The sequence below is a fragment of the Mesorhizobium sp. M7A.F.Ca.US.007.01.2.1 genome, assembly GCF_003998165.1.
Taxonomy (GTDB): Bacteria; Pseudomonadota; Alphaproteobacteria; order Rhizobiales; family Rhizobiaceae; genus Mesorhizobium; species Mesorhizobium ciceri.
Window position 1 is genome coordinate 1 of record NZ_RZQP01000010.1, and the last position, 16,495, is coordinate 16,495.

18 protein-coding genes are annotated in these 16,495 nt (G+C 61.5%); 7 read left to right on the forward strand and 11 right to left on the reverse strand.

The annotated features are described in order from the left end of the window. Positions 1 to 226 (reverse strand): DeoR family transcriptional regulator (locus tag EN949_RS03320; protein ID WP_127371630.1); only part of this gene is annotated, 226 nt, incomplete at its 3' end. Between the two features lie 166 nt (positions 227 to 392). Here EN949_RS03320 and EN949_RS03325 point away from each other — a divergent pair. The 6 genes from EN949_RS03325 to EN949_RS03350 all read left to right on the forward strand — a co-directional run bounded on the left by EN949_RS03325 (position 393) and on the right by EN949_RS03350 (position 6,382). After that, positions 393 to 1,193 (forward strand): SDR family NAD(P)-dependent oxidoreductase, encoded by an 801-nt coding sequence (locus EN949_RS03325; protein ID WP_024502263.1) that lies wholly within the window; start codon positions 393 to 395, stop codon positions 1,191 to 1,193. 175 nt (positions 1,194 to 1,368) lie between these two features. After that, positions 1,369 to 2,544, forward strand: a complete 1,176-nt coding sequence (locus EN949_RS03330; protein ID WP_024502264.1) for an ATP-binding cassette domain-containing protein — start codon at positions 1,369 to 1,371, stop codon at positions 2,542 to 2,544. A gap of 5 nt (positions 2,545 to 2,549) precedes the next feature. Next, positions 2,550 to 3,371 (forward strand): carbohydrate ABC transporter permease, encoded by an 822-nt coding sequence (locus tag EN949_RS03335; RefSeq protein ID WP_032808731.1) that lies wholly within the window; start codon positions 2,550 to 2,552, stop codon positions 3,369 to 3,371. A 95-nt stretch (positions 3,372 to 3,466) separates the two neighbouring features. Further along, positions 3,467 to 4,762, forward strand: coding sequence for a sugar ABC transporter substrate-binding protein (locus EN949_RS03340; protein WP_082827473.1), 1,296 nt, complete (start codon positions 3,467 to 3,469; stop codon positions 4,760 to 4,762). Positions 4,763 to 4,873: 111 nt separating this feature from the next. Beyond that, a complete protein-coding gene (locus EN949_RS03345) occupies positions 4,874 to 5,788 on the forward strand; it encodes a sugar ABC transporter permease (RefSeq protein WP_013530273.1) in 915 nt (304 codons plus the stop codon). Between the two features lie 60 nt (positions 5,789 to 5,848). Further along, entirely contained in the window at positions 5,849 to 6,382 is a 534-nt protein-coding gene (locus tag EN949_RS03350) for a hypothetical protein (RefSeq protein ID WP_063170086.1), read from the forward strand. A gap of 44 nt (positions 6,383 to 6,426) precedes the next feature. On the opposite strand, the gene EN949_RS03355 is transcribed toward EN949_RS03350, so the two are convergent. The 10 genes from EN949_RS03355 to EN949_RS03400 all read right to left on the reverse strand — a co-directional run bounded on the left by EN949_RS03355 (position 6,427) and on the right by EN949_RS03400 (position 14,563). Next, on the reverse strand, positions 6,427 to 7,020 hold the full coding sequence (locus EN949_RS03355) for a hypothetical protein (RefSeq protein ID WP_127366256.1): 594 nt from the start codon (positions 7,018 to 7,020) through the stop codon (positions 6,427 to 6,429). After that, complete coding sequence (locus EN949_RS03360; RefSeq protein ID WP_127366255.1) at positions 7,017 to 7,607, reverse strand: L,D-transpeptidase; 591 nt, start codon at positions 7,605 to 7,607, stop codon at positions 7,017 to 7,019. Before EN949_RS03360 ends, EN949_RS03355 begins: the two co-directional genes overlap by 4 nt. After that, a complete protein-coding gene (locus tag EN949_RS03365) occupies positions 7,591 to 8,754 on the reverse strand; it encodes a pilus assembly protein (protein WP_127371631.1) in 1,164 nt (387 codons plus the stop codon). Before EN949_RS03365 ends, EN949_RS03360 begins: the two co-directional genes overlap by 17 nt. After that, positions 8,751 to 9,386 (reverse strand): TadE/TadG family type IV pilus assembly protein, encoded by a 636-nt coding sequence (locus EN949_RS03370; protein ID WP_127366253.1) that lies wholly within the window; start codon positions 9,384 to 9,386, stop codon positions 8,751 to 8,753. Before EN949_RS03370 ends, EN949_RS03365 begins: the two co-directional genes overlap by 4 nt. Next, the gene (locus tag EN949_RS03375; RefSeq protein WP_127366252.1) at positions 9,380 to 9,877 is read right to left on the reverse strand and encodes a TadE/TadG family type IV pilus assembly protein; all 498 of its coding nucleotides are present in this window, start codon (positions 9,875 to 9,877) and stop codon (positions 9,380 to 9,382) included. The genes EN949_RS03370 and EN949_RS03375 overlap by 7 nt, the downstream gene beginning before the upstream one ends. Before the next feature lie 4 nt (positions 9,878 to 9,881). Then, positions 9,882 to 11,387, reverse strand: coding sequence for a pilus assembly protein TadG-related protein (locus tag EN949_RS03380; RefSeq protein WP_127366251.1), 1,506 nt, complete (start codon positions 11,385 to 11,387; stop codon positions 9,882 to 9,884). 71 nt (positions 11,388 to 11,458) lie between these two features. Then, entirely contained in the window at positions 11,459 to 11,731 is a 273-nt protein-coding gene (locus tag EN949_RS03385; protein WP_245459162.1) for a hypothetical protein, read from the reverse strand. A 4-nt stretch (positions 11,732 to 11,735) separates the two neighbouring features. Then, positions 11,736 to 13,181 (reverse strand): type II and III secretion system protein family protein, encoded by a 1,446-nt coding sequence (locus EN949_RS03390; RefSeq protein WP_127366250.1) that lies wholly within the window; start codon positions 13,179 to 13,181, stop codon positions 11,736 to 11,738. 53 nt (positions 13,182 to 13,234) lie between these two features. Beyond that, on the reverse strand, positions 13,235 to 14,269 hold the full coding sequence (cpaB, locus tag EN949_RS03395) for a Flp pilus assembly protein CpaB (RefSeq protein ID WP_127371480.1): 1,035 nt from the start codon (positions 14,267 to 14,269) through the stop codon (positions 13,235 to 13,237). A gap of 78 nt (positions 14,270 to 14,347) precedes the next feature. Continuing rightward, positions 14,348 to 14,563: a Flp family type IVb pilin gene (locus tag EN949_RS03400; protein WP_127367637.1), complete on the reverse strand. Its 216-nt coding sequence runs from the start codon at positions 14,561 to 14,563 to the stop codon at positions 14,348 to 14,350. Between the two features lie 532 nt (positions 14,564 to 15,095). Here EN949_RS03400 and EN949_RS03405 point away from each other — a divergent pair. Continuing rightward, entirely contained in the window at positions 15,096 to 16,484 is a 1,389-nt protein-coding gene (locus EN949_RS03405; RefSeq protein WP_127371632.1) for a CpaF family protein, read from the forward strand. The last annotated feature ends 11 nt before the right edge of the window (positions 16,485 to 16,495 follow it).

Consider the following 16,495-nt stretch of genomic DNA (forward strand, 5'->3'; position numbering starts at 1 on the left):
GGATTCGGACCAGCCTACCCTCGCGTTCCAGTTCGACGAGATCGCGGCGGATCGTCATGTCGGAAACGGCAAGTTCGGCCGCTGCCGCGGCGACGGTGAGCGACCCCGTCCGGCGCAGCAAAGCCAGGATGCGTGCCTGCCGGTCGTGCGCGAGAAGGCGCTGACGATCGGCGTCGCGCGGTGCGCCATGCGGCGATGTCTCGGGAAGGGTGGTGTCGTCTGCCATCGATGTATCCGGTGGGTAAGCCGCCGACGAAGCGGTCTGCTGATCTTCACACTACCGCATGATCAAACATTTTCAAACAAAAATATGTTTGCAGTGTTCGATTTTATTGGTATGCATCTCGATATCAACAAAATGCGTTCCGCCATCAAGCAGAGAGAATACGACCATGCCGGCTGTCTCCGTCACGCCTCCCGTGCTTGCCGAACTCGCGGGCAAGCGAGCCTTCGTGACGGGCGGTGGCGCGGGGATCGGCCGGGCGATCGCGACCGCCCTGACGCGGCAGGGCGTCGCCGTGGCGATCGGCGATCTGGATCCCAAGGCGGCACGTCAGGCGGCTGAGGAAATTGGTGGCGGTGCCGCCGCCGTCACGGTCGATGTCCGCCGCCGCGATTCCGTCGAGGCGGCCTTCTCCACCGTACTGGAAGCGCTTGGCGGCTGCGACATCCTGATCGCCAATGCCGGCGTGTCCACCATGCAGCACGCGCTCGATCTGACCGACGAAGAGTGGGACTTCAACTTTTCGGTCAATGCCCGCGGTGTATTCCTGGCAAATCAGATCGCTGGACGGCATTTTGTCAAGCAGGGCACGGGCTGCATCGTCAACACCGCCTCGCTTGCCGCGAAGGTCGGTGCGCCGCTCCTGGCGCATTATTCGGCATCCAAGTTCGCCGTGCTCGGCTGGACGCAGGCCTTTGCCCGCGAGCTCGCGCCCAAGGGGATACGCGTCAATGCCGTCTGTCCGGGGTTCGTCAAGACCGGCATGCAATCGCGCGAAGTCGAGTGGGAGGCGCATCTGCGGCAAGTCACGCCCGAACGGGTGGTCGCCGACTATATCGCGCAGACGCCGCTCGGCCGGCTCGAGCTGCCGGAGGATGTCGCCGACGTCGTCGTGTTCCTCTGCTCGGATCAAGCCCGCTTCATGACCGGCCAGGGCGTCAACGTGACCGGCGGCGTCTACATGACCTGACGGCCTTTCGGCGGCTGTAGCCGGATCCTGATGCGGGCACGCGCCTATCCAAAAAAGTGAACACATATGATCAGAAGTTAGGCTTTTAATGTTATATTTTGTTCTCTAAGATGACCGTTCGCTCGACTTCGGCCTTCGGCGTCAGCCGGGTCAGACGGGTTCATGAGGAAAGTCTATGGCGTCTATCGAGCTCGATCGCGTTTCCAAGCTCTACGGCAATGGCAATTACGGGGTGCATGAGGTCGATCTCACCATTCCCGATGGTGAATTCGTGATCTTTCTCGGTCCGTCGGGATGCGGCAAGTCGACGACGCTGCGGATGATTGCCGGCCTGGAGAGTATCTCCTCCGGCGATCTCCGCATCGGTGGCAAGAGCGTCGCCAATGTCGCCCCGCGCGACCGAAACGTCGCCGTGGTGTTCCAGAGCTACGCGCTCTATCCGCATATGTCGGTGCGGCAGAATATGGCCTTCGGGCTGAAGATGCGCGGCACCGACGCGGCGGTTATCGATGCCAAGATTGCAGACGCCGCTAACCTGCTCGGTCTGCAGAATCTTCTCGGCCGCAAGCCGGCAGCGCTTTCGGGTGGCCAGCGGCAGCGTGTCGCGCTCGGCCGGGCGATCGTTCGCGAACCGGCGGCCTTCCTGCTTGACGAACCGCTGTCCAATCTCGATGCGCAACTGCGTGCCGAGATGCGGCTCGAACTCGTGAAGCTGCACCGGCGCCTCGGCCGCACCATCGTCCATGTCACCCACGACCAGGTCGAGGCGATGACCATGGGCGATCGCATATGCATCATGCGCGATGGTCGCCTGATCCAGGCCGGCCGGCCGCTTGAAGTCTATGCCGACCCGGTCAACACCTTCGTCGCACGCTTCCTGGCGACGCCGCCGATGAACCTCATTCCGGCCACGCTTCAGGCCGCACCTGGCGAAGGGCTCTCCGTCCTGACCGACAGTGGTGCCGTGCTTGCCGTCCCCGCCCGCCACCGCAACGCTTATGGCGAGCGTGCCGGGCGCCGCGTCATTCTGGGCGTGCGGGCCGAGGATTTCCACGAAAGCCCCGACAAGCCGGACTGGCAGAAGATTGCCGTACGGGTTGTGGCCGTCGAGGCTCTCGGCGCCGAGAACGTCCTGATCGGCCAGATTGCCGGTCAGGCCACCGGCAGGGATGATGCTCACCCCGCGGGGGGCGACAAGCCGTTGGAGATCGCCGCCCGCCTCAGCCGTTATTTCACGGCGCCCGTCGGCTCGATGGTCGAACTCTACATCGACCCGCTGCCGATGCACCTCTTTGATCCCGAAACCGAACTGGTCATCGCGCGGCCGAGCCTCATGGGGGCCACGCGATGACCAGCATGGACAGAAACGAACGGCCGGCCTTTCGTCGCCGCTTCGGCTTGCATTTCGGGCTGATTGTCGTCTGCGCCATCGTGCTGCTGCCGCCGCTCTGGGTGCTGCGGACAAGCTTCGTCCCCGAGCAGTTGTCCTACAGCAACGAGCTGATGCCGGCCTTTACGACGGACAATTATTCGGCGCTGCTGTCGAGCCGCTTCGGTCAATCCTACCTCAACAGCCTGATCGTCGCGCTCGGCTCGGTTCTGCTCGCATTGCCTTTTGCCGCCACCACCGGCTATGCCTTCGCCCGCTTCCGCACGGGCGGTCGTTGGGCGCGTTTTGCCGTTCTGGCGACGCAGATGTTGCCGCCCGTGGCGCTGGTGCTGCCGACCTTCACGCTGTTCCGAAGCCTGGAGCTCAGCAATTCGCTGACGGGGCTGATCATCGTCTATGCCGCGCTCAACCTGCCTTTCCTGACCTGGATACTGATGGGCTTCTTCGAGGGCATTCCAGTGGATCTGGAATGGGCGGCGATGACCGACGGCGCGACCGCCTGGGGCGCCTTCTGGCGTATTGTCCTGCCGGTGTCGATGCCCGGTATCGCGGCCGCCGGCGTGCTCGGCTTTATCCTGGCGTGGAATGAGTTTTTGTTTGCCCTGGTTTTGAGCGGGCCGAAGACGGCAACCATACCGGTTGCGCTTGCGGCGTTGCAGACCTCGAACGGCGTCCAGATCGCCAAGGTTTCTGCCGGCGTCGTCCTTGCCATCCTGCCGCTGGTCGTGGCTTCCCGCTTCATCCAGCGTTTCATCGTCCAGGGCTTGACGTTCGGCAGCGTGAAATAGGCCGGCCGCTCCGAGAGCCGACATGGCTCGCTAGCCGGTTATGAAATCGTGGCGGGATCACCGCCGCGTCCAGAGGGAAAGAGGAGTAGAGAGTTATGACTTGGAACAAGCAGACCTTGATCAAAATGCTGATGACGGCCGTGAGCGGGGCAGCTGTTGTCAGCGCATCGCTTCCGGCCAGGGCGGCTGAGCCCATCACCTTGCACGCCTTGATGGAGGACGTGCCGGAAACCAAGATCATTGAAGCGCTGTTGCCCGAATTCGAGAAGCAGACCGGCATCAAGGTCGAGTTTGAGAAGATCGGCTATCCTGACATGCACGACAAGCTGGTGTCGCAGCTGACCGCGCCGCAGAGCTACTACAATGTGCTCGAGGTCGACTTCCTGTGGGCCGGCGAATTTCCGGCGGCCGGCTGGCTGGCCGACCTGAAACCCTTCGTCGAGAAATCCAAATACGATCTGAGCCCCTTCATTCCCTCGACGCTTGACCTGCTCGGCCGAACCGAGGACCAGCTGTTCCTGGTGCCCATGTACAACTACTCGATGGGCCTCCTCTACCGGAAGGACCTGATCGGCGACGAGAAGCTCAAGGCCGCCTACAAGACGGCAACCGGCAAGGAGCTCGCTTTGCCGACGACGCTCGAAGATTATGTGGCGATTTCCAAATTCATGAAGGCCAATGCCGGTGTCGCCGGGGCCGCGATGCAGGGCCAGCGCGGCGATCCCAACAGCATGGAATTCTCCAACTACCTGTTCTCCGCCGGCGGCAGCTATCTCAATGCCGACGGCAAGGCGAGCCTCGACACGGCAGAGGCCAAGAAGGCGCTCGATCTCTATGTCGACAATATCCAGCACGGCGCCCAGCAAGGTGCCGTGTCGGCCACGCTCGACGACACCATGCGCCTGATGTGCAGCGGTTCCGCCTTCAGCATGGTCACCTATTGGTGGATGCTGCCGCAGATGGACGATGCCGTGAAGTGTCCGACGGTCGCCGGCAAGGTCGGCCTGTCGGTGATGCCGGGCGGCCATGGCGAGAGCGGCGGCTGGGGCTGGGGCATTCCCAAGAACACGTCGCCGGAAGAGCAGGAAGCCGCCTGGACCTTCATCCAGTGGGTGCAGAGCAAGGATGTTTCGGTGAAGCGCGCGCTCGAGGGCCACGCGCCCGTGCGCAGCGATGTCTATGCCGATGCGGCGGTGCTGGCGAAATATCCCTTCTACAAGACCGCCCAGGATGTGGTGGCGACCGGCAAGTCGTTCCCGATCTTCACCTATTCGGCGCAATACGAGGATCTGCTCGGTACCCAGCTTTCGCTGGCGGCTGGCGGCCAGGCGACATCGGACGCGGCGCTGAAGGCAGCTTCCGACGGCCTGCAGGGGCTCCTCGACAAATAGCGGTCCGGCTCGGCAAGGAGATCCGGCGCGGCGGTGTCAGCCGCGCCGGATCTTCCAGACCCCGGATCTTGACGAGATCAGCAACGCCACCCCGACCAAGGCTCGGCCACGATGCACAATGCGATCAAAAAAGGATGGGCTGCCCGTGGCCGCGAGTGGCGGACCGGCTGGGCCTTTGCCTTGCCCGGCCTGCTGCTGCTGGCGATCGTGATGGGCTTTCCCCTGGCCTATGCCTGCATCCTCTCGATCTCCTCGATGACCTTGATCAAGCCGCAGCTCCTGCCGCTTGTCGGGTTCAAGAATTTCGCCTCGATGATCGGCGATGAGCTGTTCTGGAACGCGCTCTGGCTCACCGTGCGCTATTCGGCGGTGACCGTGGTCGGCGAATTCGTGATCGGGCTCGGCATTGCCCTGATGCTCAACCGGACGGTCCGGATGAAGCCGGTCTATTTCGCGGTTCTGACCATTCCCATGGCAATGTCGCCGATCAGCGTCGCCCTGATCTGGCGCATGCTGCTCCAGCCCAATCTCGGCATCGCCAATCATCTCATGGAGATATCAGGCCTGCCGCGCCTCGATTGGCTAGGCACGCCAGGCATGGCGCTCTGGACGATGGCGGCGATCGACATCTGGCAGCAAATGTCCTTCGTCGTGCTGATCCTCGCCGCGGGGCTCGCCGCTTTGCCGCGCGATCCCTATGAGGCGGCTGAAGTGGACGGCGCGCGCGGCTGGCAGCAATTCCTCTACATCACGCTTCCGATGCTTCGGCCGGTCGCGGCGATCACCATCATCATCCAGCTGATCAACGAATTCCGGACCTACGATCTGCCCTATGTCCTGACCAAGGGCGGGCCAGGCAACGCGACCGAAGTGCTGAGCTTCTTTGCCTATCGCCGTGCCTTTCTCGGCCTTTCGCTCAACGAAGGCGCGGCAGCCGCGTTCGTGCTGCTGCTGATCGTCCTTCTGCTCACCGTGATCTTCTTCGCCGTCCTGGAACGCTCGCAATCGGGAGAGGGCCGGAAGTAGGGCTGTTAAGCCTTGAGCAATCTATGCGGTCTATCCTGGTTTGCAGATTGTCGAGGGAACATGAAACGCAAGCCGCTCCTGCTTTTCGCCTTTCCGTTTCTCATTCTGGCGGTCCTGGCAGGGGAGCGCATGGCGACCTTGTTGCTGGGCATCTATCCAGCCAGCCCCACCGCATGGTGGCTATGGCTTGAACTGCGCCCCTTGTCGACGGTGCTTTGGCAGCAGGTGGATGTCTGGCTGGGCGGTTCCATGGCTTTCGAAGCCGCTATCCTTGCCGCCGCATCGATCGTCTGCTGGATGGCGTGCCACGCCAAGCGGTCGGCTTTCTTCTTCCTCGCCAACCATATCGCCCTGATTTTCGCCGGGCTGATGATCGCGGTCGGCAGCCATTCGGAAACGGCGAGCACGATTGCTGAATTCACGTCGCCCAAGGGTCTTCCCTATTCGCTGGCCGTCGATTTCACCTTCAAGAACAGCTTGGTGCTGCTTTTGGGCTTCGTGGCCTGTGCCTACTGCCACATCGCCTTCCTCACCGAGGCGCGGGAGCGGTCCGTCCGGGCCATCCGCATCCTGGCGCTGCAGCGCGATCTCTAGATCGTTCGCCACTTACACCTTGCACGATCCGGGCTCTGCTGGGTCTAGTTGATCCGGCGGTAATAGACCTTGCCGTCGGGCTGCTGGATGCGCTGGTAATTGGAGCTGGGAGCAGGGGGCGACGCCGAGGCGATTCTCCTCCTGGGTGCGGGCGCTTCGATGACGCCGGGCTCGCTCGCGCTTTCGCCGTCGAGGGCTTCGGGCGCTTGCGCCAGCGTGCTGGTAGCGATCTCGGATGGCTCTTCCGCACCCGGCATGGCCTCGCCGCCGGCGACCGGCATAGTCTGCCCCAGCCGGGCAATGCTGGCATCGATCTCGTTGAAGCTGCCTTGCAACTGGCTGTCCAGTTTCTCGAACCGGCTCTGAAAACCGTTGTTGACCGTGTCGAGCCGGGCCGCGATCCGCTGCTCGAACGCGCCGAGTTGCTCCAGCCGCGCCTCGACGAAACGCAGGTCGCTCATGCCCCGATAGAGATAGACCGCGGCCGCCATGTTGACCGTGGTGATCAAAAGCGCGCCACCGGCGACGATGAAGCCGATCGTCTTTGCCTTGCTGGGTTTCCCGGCGGCAGCCGGTTCGCGCTGTTCCTGGTTTCCGATATCGATCGCCGGCATGTCCGGTTCGCTGATCATCGTCATTGGACCACCACCTTTGCGCCGACCGCGACGCGTTTGAAAAGATCGATCACATCCGTGTTGGTGAGGCGAAAACAGCCCGATGTCCCGTCGAAGCCGACACCCGACGGGTCGTTGGTGCCGTGTATGCGGTAGAGCGTGTCGCGCCCGTCCCGAGACAGGTAGAGCGCCCTTGCGCCGAGCGGATTGTAAGGGCCGGCGGGCACCATTTTCGGCAGCTCCGGCTGGCGCGCGCGCATTTCCTGCGGCGGGCGCCACTCCGGCCATTCGGTCTTCGCCCCCACCTTGACGATGCCGGTCCAGCCGAACCCGTCGCGCCCGACGCTGATCTGGTAGCGCAGCGCCTGGCCCTGGCGGGTCACCAGGTAAAGCGCCTTCTCGTCCTTGCGGATGATGATCGTTCCCGGCTGCTCGGCGGTTCTAAAGGCAACGGCCTTGCGCAGGCTGGGTCCCATCGCCGGCAGAGGCGGCCGCTCCGAAAGTGCTGATCGCGCCTCGGCGAAGCCGTGGACGAACAGCGCCAGCGCCATGCCGAGCACGCAGGCGCCGGCGAGCTTTGGGGCGATCCGGTATCTATCGGGCAGCGTCATCGAGCCGCTCTTTGAACATCCGCTTCAGATCCTTGTTGAAGCGCGCCCGCCCATCCACTTCGGAAGGCGGGATGGCCCTGTTCAGCGCATCGGTCAGAAGCGCATTGTCCAGCGCGACCGACTTGATGTGCGGCGCCTTGAAGATCTTTTCGAGCTCGCTGCGCGAAAAATGGTTCCCGAACCATTTGCGCTTGTGCTTGTTGGCGACCAGCGTGATGCTGACCGCATTGCCGCGCAGCTCGCGGATCTTCTTGTAGAGCCGCTTGCCTTGCCGCAGCGAAGCGACATTGAGTTCGAACACGATGAAGATCTCGTCGCTCGTCGACAGCACGGAATTGTGCCAGGGCGTTTCCAGATTGGGCAGGTCGATGACGATGTCGTCGAAGCGGTAGGCGACGAGGTCGAGCAGCCGGAAGACGAAATCGCTGCCATGCGGCTCGAACGGCAGTTGCGGCCGCTCGAATGCATAGAGGGTGAGGCCGGACGGGCGCGACAGCTTGATGACGTCCATCAGCTCGACATCGAGCCGCTCCGGCTGGCCGATGATGCCGGCAAGATCGAACTGGTTGAACAGATTGAGATAGGCGCCGCAATTGGCGCTCTGGAAATCCAGGTCGACGAGGCAGGTGGACGCAGCGCGCTCAGCTGATTTCGACGCCAGGAATTCGGCAGCCGAGAGCGCCAGCGGCGGCGCCGGCGCCACGACGCTGGCGCTGATGAAGGTGATGATCCGGCTCTTGGTTCCCTGGTTGCCGGTGTCGTGGAAGGTCACCGCATTGAGCAGTTCCTTGCCGTCGAGCGGCTTGTGCAGCCAGTCCGAGGCGTTCATGCGCACCAAAACGCGCGTCTGCTCCGAGGTCAGCTCGTCGGAAACCGCGATCAGCGGCACGCTGGCCCACAGCGCGCGCGCCTCGACGATGCCCGGCCTGCCGAGCAGCTCGCCATTGCCGAGATCGAGGATGACGATGCCCGGGCGCGTGTCGGCCGGCGGCCCCTTGAGGAAGTCGCTCGTCTCGGAAACCCTGACATCATAGATCGCCAGCGCATCGAGCCGCGTCGCCACATCGCGCTTGAAATTCGGATCCGACGAAAACAGCGCCACCTGCTTGCGCTTAGTCGGCGTAACCTTGGTGTTGATGGCGTTCATGGCGTGTACGTGCTTTTCATGTCTTCGCCCGTGACCGTGCTCAGCATGGAGGGCATGGTGATGGTTCCGAACCCAAGCAGGCCGCCCAGAAAGAAGAACTGGAAGGGATGGTTGGTGATGCTCACCGTTATGGTTGGCACCGGGCCATTGGGGCGACTCCAATAGCCGAGGCCGGAGGCTTGATACTGGATCCTGACTTCGGATTTCTTCAGGTTGGGCAGGAATTTCTGCATTCCGGCGCGGATGCCGCTGCCGTTATAGATCGCGTCGAATGAGGCTTGGCTCGCATTCGAGGATTGGCACGCGCCTGTTCCGACACTGCAGCACGCGGTGCCCGCTACGCTCGCTGTGCAGACATAATTGTACGTGCCGGCCGGCACGGCACTGCCAACCAGCGTCGCATCACTGGGTGTCTTGGTCTCCAGGGGTAGCCCGGTCGCCACGGGTGTCGAAATCCGTGCGAGCCTCGCGCCCATCTGCACAGCCTTGTTGGCGCTGTTCCACTGATAAAAGGCATAGCCGAAATCGACGAAACCGAGCAAAAGGGTCAGCAGCAGTGGCATGACGATGGCCATTTCGACCATCGTTGCGCCGGACTGGTCCGAGCTAAACCCAATGCGTGCCATCACCATCCGAAGACACGCTCCTGATGCGATGCCGTTATGTTGAGCGTTCCGAAACCCAGATAGCCCCAGAGCCCGATACCATTGTAGGGTACTGAGGTGCTGACCTTGACGACATCCACATTGGCAGTGCTGCTGAGATAAAGCTCGGTTTTGGTGGTGGTGTCTACAGCAGGCGTATGGCTCACGGTGACCGCCACCTGCGCCGTCGTCCAGCCGGAAACCCTCGCGCTGCCATTCGTAACCGCTCCATTCACCGCGAGGTTCGTTCCATATGAAACGCAATTGGCCCAGCTGCTGTCGTTGCAGCGCGCCATGTAGCGCGCACCATCCTCGACGCCGGCCTCGAGCAGCAGGCGGGTATTCAGTATGTTCGAGAATTCGAACACGCCCGCCGACAGCAGCAGCACGAAGGGGGCCACGATGGCCGTTTCGACCAAGGCTGCGCCTTGCTCGTCGCCGCGGAATCGCCGAATGAATTGTCTGAGTGCGATCAGCATGGGCCTACCGGTACAGTTGTGCTTCGTTGCGCTGAAGCTTCTTCAGCGTGCCCAGTCCGACCAAGGTACTGATGTCCTCGATTTCGCCGTAGATGTCGGCGTTGGGCGCGCCGCCTGCCGGCTCCGTCACGAACACGCTGGCAAAGGCCTGCACTGGCAAGGTCTGTCCGCCACCATGAACATTATTGGCCGTACAGTCGACAATCGCGACGTAGAGCAGCCGCCTGTCTGGCCCTTGAGTTGTCGCATTGCACTGGGGCGAAGTCTGTTCGAAACTGCTCTTCAGAGCAGCATCATTCTTGTGCTGAAGTTCATAATTGTAGACACAATATCGACTGGGGTTCGCACCACACACGTCTTTGACGATTTGGCCTTTGGAGGTGTCCTTCGGCCAGTTCGTGTCCCAATATCCCGGCTTCGCACTGGTGCCGTAGAAATTCCAGTCGCCCGTGCCGAGAGATCCGGCATTCGAGCACCCACCGGTAATGAAGCAATTGTCCCTGGGCAGCGCCATGTAATTCTTGGCCTGACCACTATTGGGCGCAGCATAGCTGCAGTTGTTTTTTCCTACGTTCGAAGCGACCATCCCCATTCGAACATTAGGTGCCGGTGGATTGATGGCCGGATCGGTCTTGTAGGGGCCGCCATTCGTGAAGATGTCGAAGCGGGTGTTGATACCGTCGTTGACTGGGGGAATGTTGCCCGGCCGGGTCGTCACCCCACTCTGATCGTAGCAGGCGGGCGGATTGGTGACCGCGAACATTTCGGTAATCGAGCCCGTATCTTTGTCGCCCTCGGGTGATGACAGGAATCCGTAGTTGCCCGGACCATACTGAGCGCTGGTGCCGCCTTGCTGCTGCTTCAGCCAGATCATCGGTTTCTTGGTGCCCGAGACGGCAGTCTGCAAATCGTTCAGCGACGTCGAACTGTTGGTAAAGGGATTGCAGATGAACATCGGCGTGAACTGGCATAGCGCGTTGGTGAAGCCGGCCACGGCCTGCGTCTGCACGTTGAAGCCATTGCTGCCGCCGAGAAAGCTTGCCGGAAAGATCGCCGCGAAAGCGGTTGGGTTCACCGTTACTTCTGCGAATTTTGCCACTTTGGGGTCGGTGGTGCTCCAATTGTGGCCATTGGCGTCGACACCCGCCGCGTTGAGCGCAATAGTGTCGTTAGCGGGTATCCCACTCAGATACCTCACGGTCAGGTCGGCGGCGACCAGCGTATGGTCGCCCGAGGTGGAAAATTTTGTCGTGTTGGCATTGGTGTTGGTGAGGAGACTGTCACGTACCCGATTAGCCCGAGTGATCGCATCGGGGTTGCCGTCCAGCTCTGCCGCCATGGCAAGCGCATAGGCGTCGGCGCCCTTCTGCATATCATTGTGCAGTCCGTTGGCCCGACTCATATCGATGGCCAGCAGGGCGAAGCCGACAAGCACCGGCAGCATGATGGCAACGAGGATCATCGCTATGCCGCGTTGATCGTTCCAGAAGGCACGAATGGTCCCCAACATGACCTTACTCTCTGCTTTCTTGCGCCAGAGCCCCTCGCATGCCCGGCGCCCTGCGCATCCCTTCGTTCAGTTCACTGTGTCACACCCGACCCGCCGACATTGACCGTGATCGCTGGTGGCGGCGGCGGTGGCGGTGGATATTTGTACCCTTGGGCAACGGCTGCGGCGCGTGCGCCGTCGCCTTCGATATGTGTGTTTCGGGACGCCGGGTTGAGCGGGTCGACCGTCTGCAGCAGCGAATTGAACTTCTGCGTGTCGCCGGCGGCCAGGGTCACCGAATCATAATGGTTCAGATAGTCCGCGGCGCAGCCCGACAGCGCGCTGGCGCACAGAATGAGGATCAAGGCGCTATTTCTTGACATAGAGCATCTTGTCCTTCGATTTGAAGTCGAGCATGTGGCCATAGGGGCCGGTGACGCCTTCGCCGGTTTCATATTTGCGGACCATGTCCTTGGTCACTTCCAACTGGCCGAGCACGAAGAACTCCGGATCGTTGGCGGGCCGTGTCTTGTCGAACGGCGTCGCCAGCTGTTCGCCGGGCTTCACCGGCCGCACGATATGCGGCGTGACGATCACCACCAGTTCGGTCTCTTCCTTCTGGTTGCTCGAACTGCGAAACAGCGTCCCGATCACAGGCACTTGGCCGAGCCAAGGCACCTGATCCTGGAGCTTGGTGGTCTTGCTGGACAGAAGCCCGCCGACCGCGAAGCTCTGGCCGTCGCGCAATTCGACGACGGTCGACAGTTTGCGGTTGGTGAAGATCGGGTCGCCGGCGGTGGTGAAGCCGGTCAGGTCACTGACCTCCGGCGCCAGGTTCATATGAATCTTGCCCTCGTCGAGTACGACCGGCGTGAACAGCAGATTGACGCCGAATTGCTTGTAGACGATGCTTATCTCACCGTCCTTGTCGAGAGTGCGGATAGGCACTTCCCCGCCGGCGTTGAAGCTGGCCTGCTCGCCGGAAAGCGTGGTGAGGTTGGGGTTCGCGAGCGTGCGCACCGCGCCTTTGGACTCGAGCGCCTCTATGATCAGGTCGACCTTGATGTTGCTGTCGATGACGCGCGTGATAAGCGCTCCGAAGGGCGCCGAGTTGGACAGGAGGCCGCTGAGCAGACCGCCCGGTCCGAGCACGACACCGTCCTCGTCAACGGCAGCAACACCGGTACCGGTACGGGTTGTGCCATCGCCGTTCCTGCTTTTGATCGACACGCCGAGGTCGCGGCCGGTGTTGCGCTTGGCTTCCAGCACGCGCACTTCCAAATTGACCTGCTGGCTGTCATCGACGATGACGGAGTTGATGACGGCATCGGGTCCATATTGCTGCGCAACCGCCATGATCGACGCCAGCGTAGCGCCATCTTTCACATGCCCGCCAAGCCTGACCCTGCCGTTGACCGAGCCCACTTCGATGCGCGACTTTGGCGCGACCTGGCGGATCGCCTGCGCCATGTCGCTGACATCGACGCCGACCTCGATCTGGAGGGCGCCGAGCGAGCGCTTATCGGTGGAGAACAGATTAACCGTGGTGGTGCCGGCGCCCTTGCCGATGACGTAGAGCGTGCGGTCGGTCATTGGCTGGGCATCGGCGATCTTCTCGTCGCCAACGACGATGTCGCCCAGATTGGCACTCACCTGGATCGTTACCGATTGCGACATCGGCAGGAAAATCCGATGGACGCTGGGGGTCGACACATCGATGAAGCGGTCGGCCGCATTGGCCGCCAGGCCCGACAGCAACAGCGCCCCTAGGCACGACAACGCGGCCGTCGCTATCCCTAAGCAATATCCCCGCATCCCCGTCTCCCCACTCGCTGCCGGTGGCAGTCCCGTTTATTAGCCGCACCTTATCATGGTTGTCGCGGCACGTCATATGTCTCGAGCTTCACACCCCGAAAAACGCCGATCGTTGCCCGCGCCGGCGGCTCAGGCTGCACATATTTGACCACTTCCTTGACGACCGGCTGCGGTGCCGCCATCACGATCGGAGCAGGCTTTACCTTGCCCAACTCGTCGAGGCGGCTTCCCACCCGCTCCACAGCCTGGGTCAACCCGGCAATCTTGTCCTCGGCGCGCTTGCGCTCGGCTGCAGCCTCCGCTTCGGCCGCTGCCTTCCTGTCGAGCTCCGCCTGCCTGGCGGCGACATCGGCCGGCGTTTCGCCGGTCAGGTCGGAAAGCGTCACCCGCTCGGTCATTTCGCCCTTGCTGGCGGCGGCCTGGCGCAGCGCCAGCGACAATTGGCCGGCGCCTGCCGCCAGCGTCAGCTTCTGCGCGTCCTTGGTGCTGGCTTCCAGCGTTACGGACTTCACCACGGTTGGGCTATCCTTGCTCACATCGGCCACTTGGTCGATGGCGAGCACCTTCATGCTCTGCAGCAGCACATCGACGAAACTCTTGTCCGCCCCATCATCGCCGCGCACCGTTCGCGTCAGCAGCACATCGACCCGGTCGCCCGGGAAGACGAAGCCGGCGACGCCAAGCACGTCGTTGACCCTGATGGACACAGCTTTCATGCCTTCGCCAAGCACGGCCGAAAGCGTGGCGCGTTGGCCTGGTCCAGTGATCTTGCTGGCGAGGACAGGTTCGTTGGCGCTAATGGTCTGCAGCGCCTGCCTGGTGCCTTCGCCGGCCAAGGCCTCTTTCGTTGTCTTGAAGGCGCCCGTTGGAATCGAGCCCGCAGGCCATGCGACTTCGCGCAATGTGTCTGCGCTCAGCGTATCGCCGAATTTCAGTGGTATTGCCGCGACTACAACCGTGCTGGCTTGAACGATTCCCGTTTGCGCCATGGCGCTACGCTGACCGGCCAGCCAGATGTTGACCAGAACCACGGCCAGGACGCCGAACACGCCGGCGAGCACTATCATGATGAGTGTGTTGGCGCGCATAACCCCAAACCCCAAAAGGCAAGATATCGGCGGAACAGGGCCCGGATCAGTTCATCCGGGCCCTGGCATTACTAGTGATTAGCCCGCAGCAGGGCAGGTCACGCCCGCCTGAGCCGAGGCACCCTGCAGCGTTGAGCAAAGGCTGGTGAACTGCCCTGAGACCCAGGCTCCGATCGCGATGATCGCAAGGATCGACGCAGCAGCAATAATGCCGACCAGGATAGAGTATTCGACCATGGCAGCGCCGTTTTCATCGTCGCGGAACTGCCGGGTCATCGTCATGAGCTTCTTCATGTCAATTTCTCCCTTTGGAGGTTGGAACCCGACGAGACAGAGCAAAGGATGAAAACCATACCCAAGCATCCCCCGTCATCTCGATCCTAGGTCCCGAGAAAATGCAGAGTCAAACGACATTAAGGGTTCCTTAACTTTCATATACGTGATTCGGCAAGAACATTGCAAAGTCAAATCTTATCAAGCGGTTGATTCTTTTCATTTTTTGATAGCCCTTAACCATTCGTTCACAATTTGGCCGCTCATGTGGCGAAACCAGGGAAGAATTAGCAGAAATGCATATTCCTTTATATCTAAGGACTTAAGCGAGAGTTTTGCCCGTTTTCGCGGCGTGGCCGGATGCGTCCGAGATCCCCGGATAAATTTGGGGGAAGCCTGCATGCCCTCTGCATCAAATAACCAAGGGATTTGTGGTCTTTGATCTTAACTATGTCGAAAGTAATGGCTGTGCGCCGGGCATCCAGGCGCTTGTGTGCCCGTTGGTTAACGTTTAGTTTCGGCTAATGCGTGTCCAAGGGGAGTATAAGCAATTATGCTGGGGCGGTTCATAAAGGGGCCAAGCGAGCAGCAGGCAGCGCCAAAGGCCGAGTCGCTGGCTGTTATGCCTGTTGCTTCTGCCCTTTCACCAACTGCCGACACTGAAGCGCATGGTGACGATTTTCTGACGATCAAGGTCGAGCTGCATCGCCACTTGATCGACCGGTTCAACCTGACCGCTCTTGAAAGTGCTTCCAAGGATGAGATCCTGAACGAGATCCGTCCAATCGTGCGCGAGTTCGTTCGCGCTCGCGCGGTGCCGCTGAATGCGCGCGAACTCGATCAACTCACCAGCGACACCGCCGACGAGATGCTGGGCCTCGGGCCGATCGAACCGTTGCTCAAGGATGATTCCATTACCGACATCCTGATCAACACTCACAAACGCGTTTTCATAGAGCGGCGTGGCATAGTCGAAGAGACGCCAATCCGGTTTCGGGATGAGGCGCATCTGCTGCGCGTCATCAACAAGATCGTTTCGGCTATCGGCAGGCGTGTCGATGAATCGTCGCCGATGGTCGATGCCCGGCTGGAAGATGGATCACGCGTCAACATCGCCGTGCGGCCGATCTCGGTCGACGGTCCGCTGGTGTCGATCCGCAAATTCTCGAAAAATCCCTATTCGCTCGAACGCCTGATGGCATTCAATTCGATCCGTCCGCCCATGATCGAACTGCTGCGGATCGCCGTGCAGGCGCGCAAATCGATTCTGGTTTCGGGCGGCACCGGCAGCGGCAAGACCACTTTGCTCAATGCCTTGTCGAGCTACATCCCCTCAAAGGAGCGGCTGATCACCATCGAGGATGCGGCCGAACTGCAACTGCAGCAGCCGCATGTCGGCCGCCTCGAAACGCGCCCGCCCAATGTCGAGGGGAAAGGTGAGGTTCGCCAGCGCGAATTGCTGAAGAACGCGTTGCGCATGCGGCCGGACCGCATCATCGTCGGCGAGGTGCGCGGCGAGGAAGCCTTCGACATGCTGCAGGCCATGAATACGGGCCATGAAGGCTCGATGACGACAATCCATGCCAACACGCCGCGCGATGCGATCTCGCGGCTGGAGCAGATGGTCGGCATGGCCGGCATGCCGATGACGCATGAATCAATCCGGGCGCAGATTGCTTCGGCCATCGACATCATCGTGCAGACGCAGCGTCTTTCCGACGGCGGCCGGCGCGTCACCTCCATATCGGAACTGACAGGTATGGAGGGTAATGTCGTCCAGCTTCAGGAAATCTATCATTTCGTCCGCCGTGAGGTGACGGCCGAGGGCAAGGTGATCGGAGACTTTCGCGCAACCGGTGTCCGTCCGCGCTTCGCTCCAGAGGCCGCGACGCTTGGCCATCATTTCGCCAAGGACGCCTTCAACCCGCAGGTTGCCCTCTGATGCCGACGGGT

Excerpts from the sequence above, each read along its gene's own strand:
- EN949_RS03380 (WP_127366251.1), bottom strand. The coding sequence starts at position 11,387 with ATGTTGGGGACCATTCGTGCCTTCTGGAACGATCAACGCGGCATAGCG.
- EN949_RS03325 (WP_024502263.1), top strand. The coding sequence starts at position 393 with ATGCCGGCTGTCTCCGTCACGCCTCCCGTGCTTGCCGAACTCGCGGGC.
- cpaB (WP_127371480.1), bottom strand. The coding sequence starts at position 14,269 with ATGCGCGCCAACACACTCATCATGATAGTGCTCGCCGGCGTGTTCGGC.
- EN949_RS03370 (WP_127366253.1), bottom strand. The coding sequence starts at position 9,386 with ATGGTGATGGCACGCATTGGGTTTAGCTCGGACCAGTCCGGCGCAACG.
- EN949_RS03335 (WP_032808731.1), top strand. The coding sequence starts at position 2,550 with ATGGACAGAAACGAACGGCCGGCCTTTCGTCGCCGCTTCGGCTTGCAT.
- EN949_RS03365 (WP_127371631.1), bottom strand. The coding sequence starts at position 8,754 with ATGAACGCCATCAACACCAAGGTTACGCCGACTAAGCGCAAGCAGGTG.
- EN949_RS03390 (WP_127366250.1), bottom strand. The coding sequence starts at position 13,181 with ATGCGGGGATATTGCTTAGGGATAGCGACGGCCGCGTTGTCGTGCCTA.
- EN949_RS03375 (WP_127366252.1), bottom strand. The coding sequence starts at position 9,877 with ATGCTGATCGCACTCAGACAATTCATTCGGCGATTCCGCGGCGACGAG.
- EN949_RS03330 (WP_024502264.1), top strand. The coding sequence starts at position 1,369 with ATGGCGTCTATCGAGCTCGATCGCGTTTCCAAGCTCTACGGCAATGGC.
- EN949_RS03340 (WP_082827473.1), top strand. The coding sequence starts at position 3,467 with ATGACTTGGAACAAGCAGACCTTGATCAAAATGCTGATGACGGCCGTG.
- EN949_RS03355 (WP_127366256.1), bottom strand. The coding sequence starts at position 7,020 with ATGACGATGATCAGCGAACCGGACATGCCGGCGATCGATATCGGAAAC.
- EN949_RS03405 (WP_127371632.1), top strand. The coding sequence starts at position 15,096 with ATGCTGGGGCGGTTCATAAAGGGGCCAAGCGAGCAGCAGGCAGCGCCA.
- EN949_RS03400 (WP_127367637.1), bottom strand. The coding sequence starts at position 14,563 with ATGAAGAAGCTCATGACGATGACCCGGCAGTTCCGCGACGATGAAAAC.
- EN949_RS03360 (WP_127366255.1), bottom strand. The coding sequence starts at position 7,607 with ATGACGCTGCCCGATAGATACCGGATCGCCCCAAAGCTCGCCGGCGCC.
- EN949_RS03345 (WP_013530273.1), top strand. The coding sequence starts at position 4,874 with ATGCACAATGCGATCAAAAAAGGATGGGCTGCCCGTGGCCGCGAGTGG.
- EN949_RS03350 (WP_063170086.1), top strand. The coding sequence starts at position 5,849 with ATGAAACGCAAGCCGCTCCTGCTTTTCGCCTTTCCGTTTCTCATTCTG.